The organism is Duganella zoogloeoides (assembly GCF_034479515.1).
GTDB lineage: Bacteria > Pseudomonadota > Gammaproteobacteria > Burkholderiales > Burkholderiaceae_D > Rugamonas > Rugamonas zoogloeoides.
In genome coordinates this window covers 3,342,143-3,357,411 of sequence record NZ_CP140152.1, presented here as the reverse complement: position 1 = coordinate 3,357,411, position 15,269 = coordinate 3,342,143, and the positions used below count along the sequence as shown (strand labels likewise).

Below are 15,269 nucleotides of genomic sequence, written 5' to 3'. Positions count from 1 at the left end.
TTTAAAGGCAGGGCAGGAAAATTAATAATCACGACGTTGATTCCGCCGTACTCCAGTCAGCATTGGCTGCCGATTTGCACCGGGCCATGCAAGTGGCCAAGGTACGCCAGGATGCAGAAAAAGATTTGCCCACGCTGACCAAGGCGGAGCTTGCCGAACTGCTGTTCGAACAAGTGGGCCTGAACAAGCGCGAGGCCAAAGACATGGTGGAAACCTTCTTTGATGAAATCCGCAACGCGCTCGAGCGCGGCGAAGCGGTCAAGCTGTCCGGCTTCGGCAACTTCCAGTTGCGCGACAAGCCGCAGCGTCCTGGCCGCAACCCCAAGACCGGGGAAGAAATTCCCATCACGGCGCGGCGCGTCGTGACCTTCCATGCCAGCCAAAAACTCAAGGGCATGGTCGAAGAGAGTAATCCGATGGCGCGCGCCGCCTGACCGGAGCTGATTCTTGATAAACGATCGTCCCGCCAAGTCCGAGCTGGTGGCTTTGCCACCGATCCCCGCCAAACGCTACTTCACCATCGGCGAAGTGAGCGAGCTGTGCGGCGTCAAACCGCATGTGTTGCGTTATTGGGAGCAGGAGTTCACCCAGCTCAAGCCCGTCAAGCGGCGCGGCAACCGCCGCTATTATCAACACCACGAAGTGTTGCTGATACGCCGTATCCGGGAACTGCTGTATGAACAAGGGTTCACGATCAGCGGTGCACGCAATAAACTCGACAGCCGTGCCTACGGCGGCATCCAGGAAGAGTATGATGCGCAAGCGTCTGTCAACGACATTGCCCCGGTGGACGTTCCTGCTCCGCTGGACCGCGAGTTGATACGTAGCGAACTGCTCGATATTCTCGGTCTGCTCAGGCAAGGGCAATAACACCTCGTGGTGCACACCGCTGGCGAACGATGCGTCAAAAGTGTGATTGCTGATATACTTTCAATATTATTTAATAAGTCAGCGACTGCTGAAATACGGTGGCGTGAAGTCCGGCCCGCGCCCAGAGCGCGTATGCCGGACACGACGAGAGGAAACAATGATACGCGTTGCCATTTGTGACGACCATCAAATAGTAAGAGCAGGTTTCAAACAGATTTTTTCGTCTTCGGACGATTTCGACGTGGTGGCGGAAGCCGGTACCGGGCGTGAAGCGCTCGACATTGCACGCCGCGAAATCTGCGATGTGCTGTTGCTCGATATCGCCATGCCGGATCAAAGCGGCATCGATACCCTGCGCACCATCCGACAAGGCCAGCCCGACCTTCCGGTGCTGATCCTGTCCGGCTACCCGGCGCAGCAGTACGCACTCAACCTGTTCAAGATGGGCGCTAACGGCTACCTGAACAAGGAATGCGAAGCGGACGAACTGATGACCGCCGTGCGCACCGTGTACCAGGGCCGTCGTTATGTCAGCTCCACCGTCGGCGAACTGCTGGCGCAAAGCTTCGACCGCGACCCCAACACGGCGCTGCACACTGAGTTGTCGGACCGCGAGTTCCAGGTATTTCTGCGCCTGGCGCGTGGCGCCACCGTGTCCGATATCGGTGTGGCACTGTCGCTCAGTATCAAAACCGTGAGTACTTACCGTACCCGCATCATGGAAAAAATGGGCATGCAGTCCAATAGCGACTTGACCTATTACGCCATGAAAAACAATCTGCTTGACTAACAAACCATGCCTGATTCCACGGGGAAATTTCCTGTGGTGCGGGCGGGCATCTATCTTTTCTTTGCGCACTGTTGCAGTGCGCACTCATCTTACTTCCCGTCTATAATTGATTGGCTTGGGCGTGCTGTCGCCTTACTGATTGAAGGAAGAGGATGTATTTCACCGTCGATTCAGCGCCGCATCGTCGCTTGCCGCTGTACAAGACTGTCCTGTGCGTCACCTGTGCCTTATTGTTGATCGTTAACGGGTTCAGCCTGTTCCACAACCTGCAGGCGCTGCGCGGCGCCCAGGTCCTGATCGGCCAGACCGCCCGCGTCGCCGACCGTCTCCAATACCTGAACGTGCTGGTACTCGACGCCGAGAGCAGCATGCGCGGCTATTTCCTGTCCGACCATGACGCTTACCTCGGCCCTACGCGCACCGCGTTGGCCGAGAGCGAAGCGGAGTTCCGCGAGCTGGAAAAGCTGCTGGCTGATAATCCCAACCAGCTGAAAAACCTGGCGCAATTAAAAACCCTGGTACGCCGCCGGCTGACCATCATGACCCAGTCGCTCGACGTCTATCGCGAAGGCGGGCTCAGCGAAATCGTCAAGATCGCGCGCGTGAGCGACGGCCGCGCCAGCATGGATGAGATCCGTCTGCAGGTGGTGATCATGGAGCAGGAGCAGAACGAAACGCTCAAGGCCCGCAGCGCCATGTTCTACGAGGAATACCAGAAGGCTGTAATACTGGGCATGGGCATCAATGCCGTTGCCATCGTGGTGCTGATCATGTTTTATCAACTGGTGGGGCGCAGCTTCGCCACCCGCGCCGAGGCCGAGCACGCGCTGAAAATTGCCAACGAAAACCTGGAATCGCAGGTCGAGCAGCGCACCGAGCAGCTGTCTGTATTGTCGCGCCACCTGATCAGCATCAGCGAGGAAGAAAAAGTCAGGCTGTCACGCGAGCTGCACGATGAAATCGGCGCTCATTTGACGTCCATCAACATGGATATTGCAGCGGTCACCATGAAGTTGCAAAAGACCGATCCCGAATTGGCGGCCCAGCTCAAGCGTGCGCGCGGTTCGCTGGTGGAAGTGGTGGAAATGAAGCGCCGCATCGTCGAGAACCTGCGCCCGAGCCTGCTGGACAACCTGGGCCTGTGCGCGGCGATTGAAAGCTATTGCCAGGAATTTTCCCGCATGGCGACGGTGCGCTGCGACTGCGACGTGGACGACGAGATCGAATTGCTGACGCGCGATGCCGGCGACCTGTCGATTGCGCTCTTCCGCATAGTCCAGGAGTCGCTGAACAATATTCGCAAATACGCCAAGGCCAGCCGGGTGTCGGTCATGCTCAATCGTAACCAGGAAGGACTGATGCTGCGCATCATCGATGATGGCGTCGGCATTTCCGCCGCCAATATCGCCAAGCCGATGTCGCATGGCTTGCTGGGCATGCGCGAACGCGCCTTGCTGCTGGGCGGTACCCTGAATATCCGGCGCGGCCGCAATGACTGCGGCACCTGCATCGAAGTGGCGATACCCGTACATGACAATGTGGCGCCGCAAGAAGAAAAACGGGCCGCGCCCGTTTTCATGATGGAAGAGCGCCGGGCTGCGCCTGCCGCTTAGAACGCTTTCCCGGTAAGGAAAGAGGCGCTGCTTGCGCGCCACCGCCTTGGCCGGGGAGTTCTTGAAACCATGATGCGCGGCTCGTTACGGCCGGTGGTAGCGCAAGCAAGAGATACGTTGATCAACGGCGCAGCGGCGATAACGGCCTGCGATCAGCAGCGGCCGACATCGACCAGCAGGCGGTCGTATTCGGTCTTGGCGACCTTGTAGCATTCACCGGCATACGCTTCCAGCGCCGAGCGGTCGAGCACGGTGATATTGCCGCGGCGGTAGGTGATCAGACCCTCGTCCTGCAGCTTGCCGGCTGCGGCGGTGATGCTCTCGCGGCGCACGCCAAGCATGATGGAAATCATTTCCTGCGTGACCTTCAGCGCATTGCCTGGCGAGCGGTCGAGACGGTCGAGCAGCCAGCGGCACAGTTTCTGTTCGATCGAGCTGTGGCGGCCACCGACGGCGTTTTGCGCCATCTGCGCGAACAGCGCCGTGTTATAGCGCATCAGCAATGCAGGCAGGGCGCCGCCCTGGCTGAACGCTGCGCGCAGGTGCTGGGTTTTCATGCGATAGCCATAGCCGGCGGCTTGCGTCACGGCGCTGCACATGGCGCGCTCGCCATCGAACAGCGACACGCCGATCACTCCTTCATGGCCTACCACGGCAATCTCGGTCGTGGCGCCGTCTTCCATGACGTACAGCAGCGAGACGATGGCGGTGGTGGGGAAGTACACATAATCCATGGTGCCGCCGCACTCGAACAGTTCCTTGCCGAAGGGCAGGGTCACCAGTTCCAGGTGCTCGAACAGCGATTCGAGGACGTCGCGCGGGAGCGCGGCCAGCAATTCATTTTGCTGGGTGCCGCTGTAAGTGACCACGGGCCGCAACGACGCCTTGACGTGGTCGGCGCCAGCTGGAATGCGGCGCGGTACCGGTGCGATGGTGGCGTTGTTTTGGACGTTGATCATATTTTTCCTCGCTGATGTCTGACTAACTCGATGTTTCAGGCGCTACATTAAAAGCTTTGTGTGAGTTACCTCACGTATAGGTCACATCGTATGGGCAATGTTAATTCCCGAACATAAGACGAGGGGGCGCCCCCTTGTAGGTATGGGCTACACAGCCTTGTAGGCCTGGTCCTACGCCGCACTGTAGGTTTCTGAGCGGCGCGGGCGCATAATGCATATATCCAACAAATACGGCGCACACCATGCAGATACTGGTAGTGGAGGACGACAGCGTGATTGCCGACGGCTTGTGCCGCGTGATGACAGCGCAGGGGATGACGGTGCAGGTGGTCGATAACGGCAACGCTGCCGACCAGCTGCTGCGCCGCGCCGATGCCGCCGAGGTGGTGGTGCTCGATATCGGCTTGCCCGGCATGGACGGCTTCGAAGTGGTGCGGCGGTTGCGCGCGCGCGGCGGCCGGGTGCCGGTGCTGTTGCTTACTGCACGCGACGCCATCGAAGACCGCGTGCGCGGTCTGGAAACCGGCGCCGACGACTACCTGGTCAAACCGTTTGCCAGCGCCGAGCTGGTGGCGCGCGTGCGGGCGCTGGCGCGGCGCCATGGCGAGCCGCCAGCGGTGCTGGCCATGGGCGAGCTCACGCTTGACTGCGCCACCCGCCGCGCCCGCGTGCGCGACCGCGTGGTGGACCTGTCGGTGCGCGAATGGACCGTGCTCGAGTACCTGCTCCAGCACGGCGCACGGGTGGTCTCCAAGCAGCAGATCATCGAGGCGATCTTGCCGTGGGGCGACGACCTGACGTTCAACGCGGTGGAAGTCTATGTGTCGCGCCTGCGGCTGAAAATTGCCGACGCTGGCGTGGCGATCCGCACCATTCGGGGCTTTGGCTATATGCTGGAACTGGCTCCGGCCCCGGCTGCCGATACCGCGCCATGACCAGCATCCGGCTGCGGCTGCTCAAGTGGCTGATTGGTCCGATCCTGCTGATCAACCTGGCAGGCGGCGTGCTGGCCTACAAGCTGGCCTCGCTGTCGGCGCCCCTGGCGGCACCGACAGCGGCCACCACCCAGGCTCCCGCCGACACCGTGCGCAAGCAGGAGCAGTTGCGCCAGGCCGTGCTGCGCGCGCTGCTGTTGATGGAAGGCGTGTTTGCCGTCGCCAGCATAGGCCTGATCTGGTTTTCAGTCAGCAACGGCCTGCGGCCATTGAGCCGCCTGCGCGCCGACCTGGGCGCACGCGAAGCGGACGAGCTAGCGCCGCTCGACCCGGCGCGGGTGCCGTACGAGCTTGAACCGGTGGTGTCCGCCATGAACGGCTTGCTGGAAAAGGTGGGCGAGGGCGCCAGGGCGCGCCAGGATTTCCTGGCCAACGTGGCGCACCAGCTGCGCACGCCGCTGGCCGGCCTGAAAACCCAGCTCGAATGGTTGGGCGCGCGCCACGCCGAACGCGAGACGGCGCAATCGGTGCGCCTGATGCAAGCGGCCACCGAGCGCATGATCAGGCAGACCAACCAGCTGCTGTCACTGGCGCGCGCCGAACCGCATCACTTTGAAAAGGCCCGGCTCGAACCGCTGGCGCTGGAGGCCCTGGTAGGCGAAGCGATCCAGCTGTTTGTCGAGCAAGCTGCACGCAAGGGCATCGACCTCGGTTTTGAATTGCAACCTGCGCCAGTGACGGGCGACCGCTTCCTGCTGCGCGACCTGATCGATAACCTGATCGACAATGCACTGCGCTACACGCCGGCGGGCGGGACGGTGACGGTGCGCTGCGGCGTCGCAGAGGAGCGCGCCTTTCTCGCGGTAGAGGACAACGGCCCCGGCATTCCTGCCGCACGCCGGACCGCTATCTTCAGCCGGTACGTGCGGCTCGATGACAAATCGCACGGCAGCGGCCTGGGGCTGGCGATCGTGCGCGATATCGCGCAGGTGCATGGGGCGGTGTTGACGGTGGGCGAGGGGATTGCAGGTCGGGGGGCGGTGTTCAAGGTACATTTTTCCTGAGCCGCAAGCCGTAAGCTTTATCGATCATGGCATCACCACTATCGTTAGCAATATATAGCGTTGGGGGTGTGCCCATGGCGCATGCCGAATACTGTGGTGTTGACTCATGGAACTGAGAGTTCATTCTTCGAATCTGGGGCATGATTACGCCGTCGGCGTAGCCACAGCAGCCGAGCGGCTATCGACACCAGCATCCAGAACAAAGCGTTGATTGCCAACCGCCCCCACAAAATATCATCCTCACCGATCAATACTGATAACGGGTCTCTGGCGACTGAACCAACCGGCGAGATACCCTGGTTATCTGCCAGGAATGGCAACGGAAACCCATAAGCGAGCACTGGACAATAGATGGGCGTGCCCACGTTGGCGCAAACCGCGCTCACGCGCCCTGGAACTGCCAGGGAAATGTAAGTCAGGGTAGCGGCAAGCAGGCTGGCCAGTCCGAACGATGTCAGGTGCGAAGCCAGTTTGCGCGCCAGTGCCTCCATTCTCGTCATACACTGCCCTCACTCTCGACGACCAGAATGCGGGCCTCTCCACGAGGATGGGCCACGTGTTCGCATCCCACGCTGGCAAAAAAGACGTCGCCAACTTCCAAGGTTGCCACGTGCTCGATGCCGGCGACCCGGTAGTGCATATCGACCGTGCCGTCCAGCACAGCAAATACTTCCTCACCGTCGTTGATGTGCCATTGATAGGGCTTGTCGGTCCAGTGAAGACGCGTCGTAACGCCGCCCATATTGGCGATGTCATCCGCTCCCCAGGCGCGGGTGGCAGTGAACTCTTTACTACGAATAATTCTCATCGATGACCTTTCTGATTCCGCCCTGACATCCGGCAATTTTGAACCGCGTGAGGTGCAACTCTATCCACTTATCTCATGGCTGTCAGCAATTTGTCAGCATTCCCTCAGGGAAATGCAAGCTTGCCGCACTACACTGTTTCTAGGAACCACTCCCCCGGAGACAGCCATGCACCAACGCTCGCCACGCGGCTTCACCCTGATCGAATTGATGGTCAGCCTCGCCATCATCGGCATTTTGCTGGCGGTCGCGATTCCGTTGTATACCGATTACGTCACCCGCAGCCGCCTGAGCGAAGCGTTCTCCGCGCTCGGTGGCGCCCAGCCTGCCGCCGAACAGTTCTGGTCTAACAACCGCACCTATGATGGCTTTGCCGCTGCGACCGGTTTCCCGGCCAATACGGCCAACTTCACCTACACCCTGACCGACGCCAGTGCCTCCGGCTACAAGCTTACCGCCACCGGCGCCGGCAAGACCGCCGGTTTCGTGTATACCGTGGACCAGAACGGCACCCGCGCCACGACGGGCAGCCCGGCCGGCTGGGGTACCAGTACTTCATGCTGGGTCGATCACAAGGGCGGCACGTGTTCCAACTGAGCGCTGTCAGCGCCAGCCAGCACGGCTTGACCATGATCGAGCTGCTGGTGACGGTGTCGATTATCGGCATCATGCTGGCGGTCGGCATCCCGAACGCCAGCCACTGGCTGCTGGCCAACCGCGCCCGTGCCGCCAGTGAATTTTACGCGGACGGCTTCAGCCTGGCGCGGCGGCAGGCCATCGCCCACAACAGCCACAGCCGCATTTCGCTCACGCCGAATGTCACCACCGGCCAGATGGACTGGCAGGTCGATATCTGCTTCCCGACGCCCGATGCGCGCTGCACCGACGCCGAAGGCGCCTGGTCCACCACGGCTGCCGCCTCGGCTGCCGATCCGCAGGGGCAGAATGGCTGGAAGTCGGTGTTCCGCGCGGCCAGCGCACTGCCGCCGCACGAAGTGCTGGTGCCCAGCACCCGGCCCGATGGCGCCAGCCAGGTGTATTACACCGCACTGGGCTGGGTCGATCCGGTGGTGGGCAACCGGCTGTCGAGCCTGCGCTTGACTCCGGCCAGCGCCTACGCCGCCGACGTGCCGCCAGTGGCGCTCGTGGTCACCCTGGCCGGGATGCCCACCAAGTGCAATCCCAGCGTGGCGAGTACCGATAGCCGGGGATGTCCGCCATGAAAACACCAGGTCGCCGTGCTGCCGGGCTGGCCACTTCACAGGCGAAGCCAGGCGCCGAGAGGAAGTCGAAAAAAGCCATGTCGAAGCACGCCAGCGCGCTGCCGTCGCGATCGCATCCGGCCGCGCGCCAATCGGGCATCGCTTTACTGGAAGCGCTGATCGCCATCGTCATCCTCGGCATCGGCCTGCTCGGCATGATCGGCCTGCAGGCGCGCGCCTATGCGGCGCTGTCGGACGCCAGCATGCGTGCCGAAGCCACCATGGCTGCCGAAAAACTGCTGGGTACGATGAATACCGATATTGCCAACCTGGCCAGCTACAACCTGGCCGAAGACGCCACGCCCAACAGCTTTCTGGCGCAGTGGGCGCAGGAAACCAGGCGGGCGATTCCTGGCGCCAAACTGTCGGTGCGCGTGGTGGATCAAACCCAGCAGTCGCAGGTGAATATCGGCATCAGCTGGCAGCGCAAGGCTGCCGGCGAGCAGAATCGCCATGTCGTCACCGCCTACATTGCCAACTGACGCCATGCTTAGCCACCGCCACGGATTTTCCATCGTCGAACTCATGGTCAGCATCGTGATCGGCATGCTGGCGATTACCTTTGCCACGCGCCTGGTGATCGGCGGCGAAAAGGCCAAGGATGCGGCGGTGGGCGGATCGGACGCGATGCAGAACGGCATGCTGGCGCTGTATTCGCTCAGCAACGACGCCGCCGATGCCGGCTGGGGCCTGAACGATCCCATGCTGGCCGGCTGCAATACGGAATTCTCCGACAGTCGCGGGTACCGTATGGCCGTGGCCCAGCGCGGCGGCCTCGACATCACGCCGCTCGCGCCGGTGGTGATCGAGTCGCGCGGGGCGGCTCCCGACCTGGTGACGTTTTACAGCGGTACGTCGCAGACCGGCATCGGCTCGGTCAAGCTTGCCTCCAATTATTCCCCTGGCGAAAGTTCGATCGCGGTCGATAGCCGCAATCCCTACGATTTCAATGTCGGCGATGTGCTGGTGGTCGCACCGCTGGCTGCCGCCGGCGCCCGCTGCACGCTGATGCAAATGTCGGGCGCCGGCAGCGGCGCGTCTTCCAACCGGCTGACGATCGCCACCGGCGGCCAGTTCCGTTTCAATCCGCAGGCAGGGCTGGGTTTGCCGTACGAGGTCAACCTGGCATACCTGTACAACCTCGGCAGCGCGGACCGGCTGCACTTCCACACCTGGTCGGTGCGCGCCGGCGTGCTGCTGCTGCGCGCCACCGACATGCCGGGTTCGGAAGCCGATGGCGCGTCGGTGAGCGACAACATCGTCTCGCTCAAGGCACAGTACGGCTTCGACAACCGTACCGTACCGAACTACAACCCGAATACGCCCGGCAACAGCAGCTGGGGCGAGACCACCGCCACCGGCATGCGCATCGGCGCCTGGAGCGCCACCATGATCGACGCCGACGGCGACGGCCTGGTCGGCGGCGCCGGCGACTACCAGCGGGTGGGGGCGGTACGCCTGGCCGTGGTGGCGCGCAGCAAGACCACCGAGCGTCCCGGCGCCAACGGCGCGTGTACCGCCACCACCGTGCTGCCCACCGTGTTCGCGCAGGCGGCGCCGGCCAGCGTGGCGGCCGCGCCGATCCAGGTCAACGTGGCCGTGACCGGGGACCCGGTGGACTGGAAGTGCTACCGCTACCGCGTGTTCGAGACCATCGTCCCGATCCGCAATGCCCAATGGCGGCCATGATGACCCACCGCCAACAAGGGATTGCGCTGCCCATCATGCTGATCATGCTCACCGTGATGATGGTCAGCGGCATCTACCTGATCAAATCCAGCACGTCGAGCGCGCTCACCACGGCCAACCTGGCCTACGATTCGGCGCTGGCCAAGGCAGCGGACGCCGGCCTGCACGCGGGGTTTGCCTACCTGCGCACGGTCGCCAACAAGGCCGATCTCGACACCAATCAACCGGCCAACGGCTACGTCGCCACGCTCACGTCCACCTGGACCGTCAGCACGCCGGCGTTCTGGACCGGCTCGGTCACCATGGCGGCCAATGCTGCCGGCGACCGGGTCGAATACGTGATCCACCGCATGTGCGACTTTCCCGGCCCCTATAACGGCAACAACTGCATCAAGACGTCGGCCCGGCCGGACGCACCAACGCCGGTAGCGTTCGGCAGTTCGCTGGCGCTGGGCAGCGCGCGCTACGCCACCCAGCCGCAGCTGCACTACGTGGTGACGGCACGCATCAATGGCCCGCGCGGCGGCAACGTGGTAACGCAGGCGGTGGTGCTGAAAGGACCATGATCATGAAACATTTGCTTCGACCTCTGCTTCTGCTGGCGCTGGCGCCCTGGTCCGCGATGGCCGCGCAAACCCAGATCGCCCAGGTGCCGCTGCTCAATATCACCGGCACCGGTACCGTCAAGCCCAACCTGATGCTGTTATTCGACAACTCCGGCTCGATGGACCAGACCTATACGCCCGACTACGTCAACGACAACATTTGCCGCAGCAGCTACAGTCTCGCTTTCGGCGTGATGGCCTGCGCGGTCGGCCATCCGCCATTCATGAGCCCGGACTTCAACAAGCAGTACTACAACCCGCAGATTCGCTACGCGGTGCCGGTGCGTGCCGATGGCAGCGCCTATCCGGTGCAAAACGCCGCCAACACGCGGGACTGGACGTCGGTGAGCGGCGACGGTTACGGCGTCAGCCGCGCCGACCTGGCCGGCAACAGCGTCAGCAGCAACATCAACCTGGTCACCGGTTTTCCCGACCTGCGCTGGTGCGTGATCATCAACAACACGCTGACCTGCCAGACCAACACCTCCAGCTATACCTACCCGGACCTGCTGTACCAGACGCCGTACGCCACCACCACCGGCCCGTACTACTACACCATCGGCGTGGGCCAGTACTGCGCCGACGACACCCTGCGCAGCTGCGTTTCGACCGCCATCGGCGCCAACGCGCCGCCCGGCTACCCGGTGCCGGTGAAGGTGCGCTGGTGCAGCGACCGCCAACTGACGCAATGCCAGGGCAAGCGCGTGGGCAATTTTATCTATCCGGCCTATTCTCAGCCGAGCGGGGCGCTGGCCGCCTACGGCACCATTTCCATCGGCGCCTCGGCCACCGCCACGTCGCTGGGCATCAGTGGCGTGACGTTGACCGATTCCCAGGGCAACACCAGCGAGCTGATCGCCAACACCGTCACAGCGCCTACCGGCACCAACACCGCGTTCAAGCAGCAAACCATGGCAAGCGCCCTGGCGGCAGCCATCATCGCCACGCCCAACAACGCGTTGCGGCAGATGTATGCATGCGTGAAAACACCGACCGGCCAATCGACCGTGCCTGCATGCAGCCTGTTCGGCATCACCATCGGCGCCGAGAATGTCGTGGCCGTCGTACCCCTGATTTGCGTGGGCAACACCAAGAGCCTGACCAACTGCGTGGTGGTGAACGATCTCAGCCGTCAGGGGTGGGGGCTGACGGTGGATTCGCCGCAGGTGCAGGTGGCCAGCGCCACGCCGGCGCGCTCGGTGATCACGTTTTCAGGCTCGAATACCTCGACCAGCCAGAACGCCGTGGTGCGCAACCTGGCGCTCGGTTCCACCACGCTGATCGGCAACAGCGTCTTCAGCAACCCGAGCTACCTGGACCTGGGCCGCAACCGCAGCCCGGCTTATGTCGCCAATGCGATTGCCGGCAAAATCGGCACCAGCGGCAATATCCGCGCCTACATCGGCGGCAATGCGCTGTGCCCGGGCCTGTCCAGCAGCAATGTCTGCCTGATCAACTACGGCGTTACGTCCAACAACGCGGCGATCAGCAATTTCACCATCGACAACCAGGGCGGCTTGAGCTGGGTGCGCGGCGCCACCAGCGGTTATGCGCCGGCCGTCAACGACGCCATACCCACCAGCACCGCGTCGATCTCGGGTGGCCTCGGCGCGCCCAATCCGTTCGTGCGGGTCAACATCGTCAGCGGCCGTACCTATCCCAAGGCGGCCGACCGCATCGACTGTGCCGGCGCCAGTTGCACCTATGCCGAGGAGATGACCAACTTCGCCAACTGGTATGTGTACTACAAGAGCCGGCTGCAAATGATGAAGACGTCGCTGGGCATCGCGTTTTCGCCGATCACCAGCAACTACAAGGTGGGCTACGTCAAATTATCGACGGCAGGGGCGGGCGGCGCCATCGACCTGAAACCGGCCGACTTCACCGGCAGCGCGCGCGAGAGCTGGTATTCGCTGCTGTACAACACCACCTCGTCGGGCGCCACGCCGATCCGCACCGCGATGGACAACGTGGGCCGCATGTTTGCCAACCTGTCGCCGTATGCGTACGACAAGGGGGCCGAGGTAGTACAGTACCCGTGCCAGCAGAATTTTTTGATACTGACCACCGACGGCTACTGGAACGGCAGCAGCACCGCCAACGTCCGCAACAACGACAACGTGGAAAACCCGTCGCGTTTCTGCACCCAGGCGCGCGGCTGCGTCGATGCGCGGGTGCAGGCGCAGCCGTCGATCTCGGACGTGGCGCTGCACTGGTATAACGGCGGCTCGAGCACCGGCACCACGTCGCTGCGGCCGGAGCTCGAAGACATGACCAAGCCCGGCTCGGTGCCGGCCGGCGCCGGCGAAAATACCCACCTGCACATGAACACCTACACCCTCGGCCTGGGCGTGGACGGCGTGATGACGTACGAGCCCAATTACGACAAGGCGCCGCGCACCGGCGGCGATTTCTACAACCTGATCACGGCTGCCGCTACCGGTTGCCCGTGGAACAACAACGGCCCGTACGTGTGGCCCGATCCGCAGACCGGCGTGTCGGCCAATACGGTGCAGGAGCGGGTGGACGACCTGTGGCACGCCGCCATCAATGGTCATGGCAAATACTTCAGCGCGCAGGAGCCGCGCGACGTGGTCAACGGCTTGAGCGAAGCGCTGTCGAACATGCAGATCCGCACCGGGGCGGCAGCCGCTGCCGCCACGTCCACCCCCAATGTCACCCAGTCCGACAACGATATCTTTTCCAGCACCTTCACCACCGTCAAATGGTTCGGCGAGCTGCTGGACCAGAAGATCGACATCACCGACGGCACGGCCAACACGGCGCCGGTCTGGAGCAGCCACAGCACGCTGGGCCGGCAGGTGGCCGCCGCCACCGACGCGCGCACCATCGTCATGATGAATGCCGGCGGGGTGGCCGGCAGCGACACGGTGCCGTTCACCTTTGCCAACATGAGCGGCGCCATGGCCGGCTGGTTCAGTAACAAGTGCGGCGTGCTGGCGCAATGCACGCAGCTGTCCACCGCCGACAAGGCCATCGTCAACGACGGCACCAACATGGTCAACTGGCTGCGCGGCCAGCAGCAGTATGCCGACGATATCCGCTACCGCGCCTACAGCATCACGCCCACCACGCCCGCCGGCGCCACCGGCCCGCTGCCGATCGTGCTCGGTGATATCGCCTCGTCGAAGCCGGCCTATGTGCGCGCGCCGCTGGCCGACTACCCGGACACCAGCTACGACGCTTTCAAGGACGCCCGCACCGACCCCGGCAACCCCCTGTTCCGGCGCGGCGCGGTGTTCGTCGCCGCCAACGACGGCATGGTCCACGCGTTCGATGGCGCCAGCGGCAACGAGCTGTGGGCTTACGTGCCGCGCATTACCATGAAAAAACTGCCCGGCCTTGCGAGCAGCACCTACGGCACCAACCACCAGTACACCACCGACGGCTCGCCCGAGGTGGCGGACATCAAGGTGACCATTGGCGCCGGCAAGCAGTGGCGCACGGTCCTGGTGGCGGGCCTGAACGCCGGTGGGCGTGGCTACTATGCGCTCGACATCACCGACACGCATTCGGCGCCCAAGCAGCTGTGGGAGTTCTGCGCCGACGCCAGCGTGTGCGCGCACAGCGATGCCGACATCGGCCTCACTTTCGGCAATCCGCAATTCGGCACGCTGGCCGACGGCCGCTGGGTGGTGTTCCTCACGTCCGGCTACAACAACGTGCCCGGCATCGACGGCGTGGCCGGCGGCGACGGCAAGGGCTATCTGTACGTGCTCGATGCGTACACGGGCGAGCTGCTGAAAAAAGTCCCCACCGGTTCTGGCGACACCACCACGCCCTCGGGGCTGGCGCGCATCACGGCGATCTCGAACGACCCGGCCACCGATCCGCGTGCGACCTACGTGTACGGCGGCGATCTGCTGGGCCAGATGTGGCGCTTCGATTTTACTGCCACCAGCGGCGCGGTGGCGGTGCTCAAGATGGGCGACGCGGGCGCGCTGAAGCCGATCACCACCCGGCCCGACGTCACGCTGTGCGGCGTGCCGGCCACCAGTACCAGCAACGGCGTGACCAGTACCGTGCTGCAGGGCATGCGCATGGTCCTCTTCGGCACGGGGCGGCTGCTCGATATTCCCGATACGTCAAACACCGATCTCCAGAGCCTGTACGTGGTCAAGGACAGCGGCGCCACCGTCAACGTGCGCGGCTCGACCATGGTGCGGCAGTCCCTGAGTTTGTCCAACGACGGCACCAATTCCGCGACCTATGCGATCACCGACAACGCGGTGGACCTGGCCCAGCGCGACGGCTGGTACCTCGATTTTTCGCTCAACGCCGGCGAACGGATGAACCTCGACCCGCAGATCATCAGCGGCGTGGCCAACCTGGTGACCAATATGCCGACGTCGTCGTCTTCGTGCTCGGTGGGCGGCTCGAGCAATCTGTACCAGCTCAACGTGTGCAACGGCCATTCGGTGCGCAGCTACCCGGCGGGTGTTACGCTGTCGAGCGCCTCGGCGGCGGTGGGGTATATCGTGGTGCGGCTGCCCGATGGCCAGCAAAAAATCATCACCACGCTGGCCGATGGCAGCAAAAAGACCGATCGCGGGGTGGAGGAGGTGTCGGCCGAGGCGCACCGCGTGGGGTGGCGCAGAGTCAGGGGCGAGTAGAGTGGTTGGAAAGTTCACACGGGGTGGCGAAGTATCGGTAAA

15 protein-coding genes are annotated in these 15,269 nt (G+C 63.2%); 12 read left to right on the top strand and 3 right to left on the bottom strand.

Going from position 1 to position 15,269, the window contains the following annotated elements:
* Nucleotides 1-86: 86 nt before the first annotated feature.
* From SR858_RS14785 to SR858_RS14770, 4 genes are all read left to right on the top strand, one after another.
* Complete coding sequence (locus tag SR858_RS14785; RefSeq protein WP_019919772.1) at nucleotides 87-434, top strand: integration host factor subunit alpha; 348 nt, start codon at nucleotides 87-89, stop codon at nucleotides 432-434.
* A 16-nt stretch (nucleotides 435-450) separates the two neighbouring features.
* A complete protein-coding gene (locus tag SR858_RS14780; protein WP_026636904.1) occupies nucleotides 451-870 on the top strand; it encodes a MerR family transcriptional regulator in 420 nt (139 codons plus the stop codon).
* 157 nt (nucleotides 871-1,027) lie between these two features.
* A complete protein-coding gene (locus tag SR858_RS14775; RefSeq protein WP_026636903.1) occupies nucleotides 1,028-1,660 on the top strand; it encodes a response regulator in 633 nt (210 codons plus the stop codon).
* A gap of 152 nt (nucleotides 1,661-1,812) precedes the next feature.
* On the top strand, nucleotides 1,813-3,273 hold the full coding sequence (locus tag SR858_RS14770; protein WP_019919769.1) for a CHASE3 domain-containing protein: 1,461 nt from the start codon (nucleotides 1,813-1,815) through the stop codon (nucleotides 3,271-3,273).
* Between the two features lie 152 nt (nucleotides 3,274-3,425).
* Here the strand turns inward: SR858_RS14770 and SR858_RS14765 are convergent, their stop codons facing one another.
* Nucleotides 3,426-4,232 carry a Crp/Fnr family transcriptional regulator gene (locus SR858_RS14765; protein WP_019919768.1) on the bottom strand — a complete coding sequence of 269 codons (807 nt, stop codon included), beginning with the start codon at nucleotides 4,230-4,232 and terminating at the stop codon, nucleotides 3,426-3,428.
* A gap of 242 nt (nucleotides 4,233-4,474) precedes the next feature.
* On the opposite strand from SR858_RS14765, the gene SR858_RS14760 reads away from it, so the two are divergent.
* Entirely contained in the window at nucleotides 4,475-5,167 is a 693-nt protein-coding gene (locus SR858_RS14760; protein ID WP_019919767.1) for a response regulator transcription factor, read from the top strand.
* The gene (locus SR858_RS14755) at nucleotides 5,164-6,231 is read left to right on the top strand and encodes a sensor histidine kinase (RefSeq protein WP_019919766.1); all 1,068 of its coding nucleotides are present in this window, start codon (nucleotides 5,164-5,166) and stop codon (nucleotides 6,229-6,231) included. The genes SR858_RS14760 and SR858_RS14755 overlap by 4 nt, the downstream gene beginning before the upstream one ends.
* Nucleotides 6,232-6,335: 104 nt before the next feature.
* On the opposite strand, the gene SR858_RS14750 is transcribed toward SR858_RS14755, so the two are convergent.
* Together SR858_RS14750 and SR858_RS14745 are read right to left on the bottom strand one after the other, a co-directional pair.
* Nucleotides 6,336-6,731: a hypothetical protein gene (locus tag SR858_RS14750; RefSeq protein WP_154819696.1), complete on the bottom strand. Its 396-nt coding sequence runs from the start codon at nucleotides 6,729-6,731 to the stop codon at nucleotides 6,336-6,338.
* The gene (locus SR858_RS14745; protein WP_019919765.1) at nucleotides 6,728-7,039 is read right to left on the bottom strand and encodes a cupin; all 312 of its coding nucleotides are present in this window, start codon (nucleotides 7,037-7,039) and stop codon (nucleotides 6,728-6,730) included. The genes SR858_RS14750 and SR858_RS14745 overlap by 4 nt, the downstream gene beginning before the upstream one ends.
* 166 nt (nucleotides 7,040-7,205) lie before the next feature.
* Between SR858_RS14745 and SR858_RS14740 the strand changes: the two genes are divergently transcribed.
* The 6 genes from SR858_RS14740 to SR858_RS14715 are packed head-to-tail and all read left to right on the top strand — an operon-like array spanning nucleotide 7,206 to nucleotide 15,227.
* On the top strand, nucleotides 7,206-7,634 hold the full coding sequence (locus tag SR858_RS14740) for a type IV pilin protein (protein WP_019919764.1): 429 nt from the start codon (nucleotides 7,206-7,208) through the stop codon (nucleotides 7,632-7,634).
* The gene (locus tag SR858_RS14735; RefSeq protein WP_019919763.1) at nucleotides 7,622-8,260 is read left to right on the top strand and encodes a pilus assembly FimT family protein; all 639 of its coding nucleotides are present in this window, start codon (nucleotides 7,622-7,624) and stop codon (nucleotides 8,258-8,260) included. The genes SR858_RS14740 and SR858_RS14735 overlap by 13 nt, the downstream gene beginning before the upstream one ends.
* Nucleotides 8,257-8,781 (top strand): type IV pilus modification PilV family protein, encoded by a 525-nt coding sequence (locus SR858_RS14730; RefSeq protein ID WP_322533649.1) that lies wholly within the window; start codon nucleotides 8,257-8,259, stop codon nucleotides 8,779-8,781. The genes SR858_RS14735 and SR858_RS14730 overlap by 4 nt, the downstream gene beginning before the upstream one ends.
* Nucleotides 8,753-9,988 carry a PilW family protein gene (locus SR858_RS14725; protein ID WP_322533648.1) on the top strand — a complete coding sequence of 412 codons (1,236 nt, stop codon included), beginning with the start codon at nucleotides 8,753-8,755 and terminating at the stop codon, nucleotides 9,986-9,988. The genes SR858_RS14730 and SR858_RS14725 overlap by 29 nt, the downstream gene beginning before the upstream one ends.
* Nucleotides 9,985-10,554 (top strand): pilus assembly PilX family protein, encoded by a 570-nt coding sequence (locus SR858_RS14720; protein WP_154819695.1) that lies wholly within the window; start codon nucleotides 9,985-9,987, stop codon nucleotides 10,552-10,554. The genes SR858_RS14725 and SR858_RS14720 overlap by 4 nt, the downstream gene beginning before the upstream one ends.
* A 2-nt stretch (nucleotides 10,555-10,556) precedes the next feature.
* Nucleotides 10,557-15,227: a pilus assembly protein gene (locus SR858_RS14715; protein ID WP_040377333.1), complete on the top strand. Its 4,671-nt coding sequence runs from the start codon at nucleotides 10,557-10,559 to the stop codon at nucleotides 15,225-15,227.
* Nucleotides 15,228-15,269 lie beyond the last annotated feature (42 nt).

Coding starts and splice junctions, on each gene's coding strand:
- SR858_RS14765 (WP_019919768.1), bottom strand. CDS start 4,232: ATGATCAACGTCCAAAACAACGCCACCATCGCACCGGTACCGCGCCGC.
- SR858_RS14725 (WP_322533648.1), top strand. CDS start 8,753: ATGTCGTCACCGCCTACATTGCCAACTGACGCCATGCTTAGCCACCGC.
- SR858_RS14720 (WP_154819695.1), top strand. CDS start 9,985: ATGATGACCCACCGCCAACAAGGGATTGCGCTGCCCATCATGCTGATC.
- SR858_RS14785 (WP_019919772.1), top strand. CDS start 87: ATGCAAGTGGCCAAGGTACGCCAGGATGCAGAAAAAGATTTGCCCACG.
- SR858_RS14755 (WP_019919766.1), top strand. CDS start 5,164: ATGACCAGCATCCGGCTGCGGCTGCTCAAGTGGCTGATTGGTCCGATC.
- SR858_RS14775 (WP_026636903.1), top strand. CDS start 1,028: ATGATACGCGTTGCCATTTGTGACGACCATCAAATAGTAAGAGCAGGT.
- SR858_RS14715 (WP_040377333.1), top strand. CDS start 10,557: ATGAAACATTTGCTTCGACCTCTGCTTCTGCTGGCGCTGGCGCCCTGG.
- SR858_RS14740 (WP_019919764.1), top strand. CDS start 7,206: ATGCACCAACGCTCGCCACGCGGCTTCACCCTGATCGAATTGATGGTC.
- SR858_RS14745 (WP_019919765.1), bottom strand. CDS start 7,039: ATGAGAATTATTCGTAGTAAAGAGTTCACTGCCACCCGCGCCTGGGGA.
- SR858_RS14760 (WP_019919767.1), top strand. CDS start 4,475: ATGCAGATACTGGTAGTGGAGGACGACAGCGTGATTGCCGACGGCTTG.
- SR858_RS14770 (WP_019919769.1), top strand. CDS start 1,813: ATGTATTTCACCGTCGATTCAGCGCCGCATCGTCGCTTGCCGCTGTAC.
- SR858_RS14730 (WP_322533649.1), top strand. CDS start 8,257: ATGAAAACACCAGGTCGCCGTGCTGCCGGGCTGGCCACTTCACAGGCG.
- SR858_RS14750 (WP_154819696.1), bottom strand. CDS start 6,731: ATGACGAGAATGGAGGCACTGGCGCGCAAACTGGCTTCGCACCTGACA.